Here is a 3,455-nt window from a genome sequence, read left to right on the forward strand (position 1 = left end):
GGCCCGCGTCCGCGTACCGCACCCCGGCACGTGCGCGGGCTTCCTCGTCAGTGGGGCGGCCTACCCTTGGGCGGGTGTGCGGGGGACTTCGGCCTCTGACCTTGGGCGGGTGTGCGGGGGGCGTGGGGGACGTCAGCCCTTGATCGCCTCGTAGATGCTGAAGGCCGCCAGCAGCAGCATGACCCCCGCCGCCACCTTCGTGATCAGCTTCAGCGGCACGTAGCGCATCAGCGTCCGGCCGCCCAGGATCCCGATCGCCGCCACCGCCCACAGCGCGAGCACCGCGCCGATGCCGACCGACAGCCAGTCGTCGTAGCGCGCGGCGAGGTTCGCGGTCATGATCTGCGTCAGGTCGCCGAACTCGGCGACCAGGATCAGCATGAAGCCCGCCCCCGCCACCTTCAGGAAGCTCTGGTCGGAGGGGGCCTTGACCTCCTCCTCGTCGTCGTCCTTCTTCAGCAGCAGGACCAGCGCACCCGCCAGGAACAGCGCGCCGACGATCGCCTGCACCGGCCGCTGCGGGAGCTGCGCGAGCAGGCTGCCGGCGGCGATGGCGAGGCTGACGTGGACGACGAAGGCGGCGGCGACGCCGGCGAAGACGTAGGAGGCGCGGTAGCGGGTGCCGAGCATGAGGCCGGCGAGCGCGGTCTTGTCGGGGAGTTCGGCGAGGAAGACGACGCCGAAGACGATCGCGACGGTGCTGATGCTGAGCAAGGTTCCTACTCTCGGTCGGGCGCCGTACCGAGAGGCTATGCGGTGGGCAGACCTCGGCACGGCAGCGTCAACGGACACTGCGGCCGAAGGTCTCGCCGGCGCGGACTTCCCGCGGCCCTGCGGGCCGTGCGGTTCCGCGCTCCGGGCGCCGGCCCAGCGGGCTGGGCAGTATGTCGACGGCACCGGCTGAGGGCTACTCCCCTTCAGACGTCCCCGAGTGTAGGCGATGCACCCGGCCGCGGGCGACCAGCTCCAGCACCACCGCGACCGCCACCGCCTGCACCGCCATCAGCGCGACCAGCACGAAAAGCTGCACCGCACCGGCCTCGACGGGCGACGCGCCGCCCAGCAGCATGCCGACGTACGCGCCGGGGAGTGTGACGAGGCCCACGGTGCGGGTCTGGTCGAGGCCGGGGATCAGGGCGTCGGAGGCGGCCGGGCGGGCGATCTCCAGCCGCGCCTCGCGGTCCGGCAGTCCGAGCGCGAGGCCCGCTTCCACCTCGCCGTGCCGGGCGGCCAGTTCGTCGAGCGCGCGGCGCCCGGCGAGTACGGTGCCGGTCAGCGCGCCGCCGATGAGGATGCCGCTGACCGGGATGAGAGCGATGTCGTCGACCGCGACGAGGCCGGTGAGCGGCAGCGCGGCGACGACCGGGGCGACGCCGGCGGCGATGGGGGCGGCGGCCCAGCGCCAGGTGCGGTTGTGCGTGATGCGGCGGCCCGCGGTCCAGGTGGCGACGGCGAACATCAGCGCCACGAAGGCCAGGAGCAGGGGCACGGCGCGTACGACATAGCCGATGACGAGGGAGACGGCGGCGAGTTGGGCGGCGGCGCGCGGCCCGGCGGTGGCGATGGCGCGCGCGTGTGGTGAGCCCCCGAGGGTTTTCCGGCCCTTCCCGCCCCCTCGGCCCTTGCCGCCGCCGCGGGGCGTTCCGGTCTGCCGGTGCTCCTGCCCCTCGCCGAGCCGGGCCACCGCGGCGACGGTGACCGCGGCGGCCAACAGGGCGGTGAGCACGGCCGCGAGGGTGGCGTTGACGGGCAGCACCAGCCGAGCGTAGTCCGGTTGCGGGGCGGCGGCGCCGGGGGCGTGGCGAGGGCAAACCCGCCACGCGGTCTTGCGATGACATGGCCATGTCCTCAAGGTGTTACCTGGCGCCTGCAGAAACGACACTTCGCAGCGCCAGCATCACGTGCACGTGCACAACACCCCCCATAGATCCGGGAGTTCCTATGTCCGGCATTTCTGCGCGGCCAGCGTCGCGTCTCAAGGTCTACGCGCGTCGCCTCGCCGCGCCGCTCGCGGCCGCGGCGCTGCTGCTGACCGCGGCACCCCACGCCCAGGCCGAACCGCCCACCCCGCCCGGCCCCGACACCGCCCTCGGCTACCTCGCCGAGATCACCACCGCGCCCGAAGGCTCCTCCGACGGCTACGACCGCGACCTCTTCCCGCACTGGAGCACCCAGTCCGGGGCCTGCAACACCCGCGAGGTCGTGCTCAAGCGGGACGGCGAGAACGTCGAGCAGGACGCCAGCTGCGCCGCGGTCAGCGGTTCGTGGTACTCCCCGTACGACGGCGAGACCTGGACCGCCGCGTCCGACGTCGACATCGACCACATGGTGCCGCTCGCCGAAGCCTGGCGCTCCGGCGCCAGCGCGTGGAGCACCAGCGAGCGCGAGAAGTTCGCCAACGACCTCGACATCGCCCAGCTGCTCGCGGTGACCGACAACGTCAACCAGTCCAAGGGCGACAAGGACCCGGCGGAGTGGATGCCGCCGTCGACCGGCTACCACTGCACCTACGCGAGCATGTGGGTGTGGGTCAAGCACACGTACGACCTGACCGCCGACGACGCGGAGAAGTCGAAGCTGGAGTCCGTCCTGTCCGGCTGCTGACCGCCCGAGGGGCCCGGCGGCCCCGGCGGCCCCGGCAGTCCGGCAGTCCGGCAGTCCGACGGCACGCGGGCGCGGCGCGGAACTCCCGTGCCGCGCACCTCGGTTCGGCTGCCGCCGGCCGGGCACCGCCGGCCCGCCCGCCGCGCCGCGCGCGGCAACCCGGCGCCGTACCGCCGTGTTTGCCCCGGGCGATTCGGGCTAGCCGCCCTGTATGACTGTGTGGCTGATCATCATCGTGGTCGTGGCCGCCGCCGCAGCAGCGGCCCTGATAGTCATGCGCAACCGCGGCTTCGATCTCGGCCTGCCAGGCGGGCCGCGAGGACTGCGGAGGCGCTTCGGACCGGAGTACGACCGTACGGTCGAGCGCCACGACGGCGACCGCAGGGCCGCCGAGAAGGAGCTGGCCGAGCGCGTCCGCAAGTACGGCAAACTGCGGACCGTACGCCCCGACCCCGCGGCCCGCGAGCGCTACGACGCCGAATGGAGCCTGGTCCAGGAGCACTTCGTCGACTCGCCCACCCGGGCCGCCGCCGAGGCCGACCAGCTCATCGCCCGGCTCGCCGGCGACTGCGGCTTCCCCGCCGAGGAGTACGACGAACGGGTCGCCGCCCTCTCCGTCCACCACCCGCGGCGCGTCGGCGACTACCGGCGGCTGCACCGGCTGGCCCAGGCCGAGCGCGGCCGGGCGGGCGCGGAGCCGCCCACCGAGGAGGCCCGCACAGCGCTGCTCCGCACCCGGGAGCTGTACACGGAGCTGGCCGGCCGGCCCGCCTCCTCCGGTGCGCTGCCGAAGGCGCCGCCGCCTGCGGAGGCCCCGGAGGCGGCGAAGGGCGCGAAGGCCGAGAAGGCGG

Annotated in this window: 4 protein-coding genes; 2 read left to right on the forward strand and 2 right to left on the reverse strand. The window is 74.0% G+C overall.

All coding sequences use genetic code 11. The annotated features are described in order from the left end of the window. Positions 1 to 132 precede the first annotated feature (132 nt). The gene (locus H5J30_RS22765; RefSeq protein ID WP_181789244.1) at positions 133 to 714 is read right to left on the reverse strand and encodes a TMEM165/GDT1 family protein; all 582 of its coding nucleotides are present in this window, start codon (positions 712 to 714) and stop codon (positions 133 to 135) included. Between the two features lie 193 nt (positions 715 to 907). Next, on the reverse strand, positions 908 to 1,759 hold the full coding sequence (locus H5J30_RS22770) for an ABC transporter permease (protein ID WP_258563485.1): 852 nt from the start codon (positions 1,757 to 1,759) through the stop codon (positions 908 to 910). A gap of 182 nt (positions 1,760 to 1,941) precedes the next feature. On the opposite strand from H5J30_RS22770, the gene H5J30_RS22775 reads away from it, so the two are divergent. Beyond that, positions 1,942 to 2,604 (forward strand): HNH endonuclease family protein, encoded by a 663-nt coding sequence (locus H5J30_RS22775; protein WP_181789245.1) that lies wholly within the window; start codon positions 1,942 to 1,944, stop codon positions 2,602 to 2,604. Positions 2,605 to 2,815: 211 nt separating this feature from the next. After that, positions 2,816 to 3,455, forward strand: a 640-nt coding sequence (locus H5J30_RS22780; RefSeq protein WP_220189243.1) for a hypothetical protein, incomplete at its 3' end; no start/stop codon positions are given.

Origin of the sequence: Streptomyces phytophilus, from assembly GCF_013870535.1 — a bacterium.
Taxonomy (GTDB): domain Bacteria; phylum Actinomycetota; class Actinomycetes; order Streptomycetales; family Streptomycetaceae; genus Streptomyces; species Streptomyces phytophilus.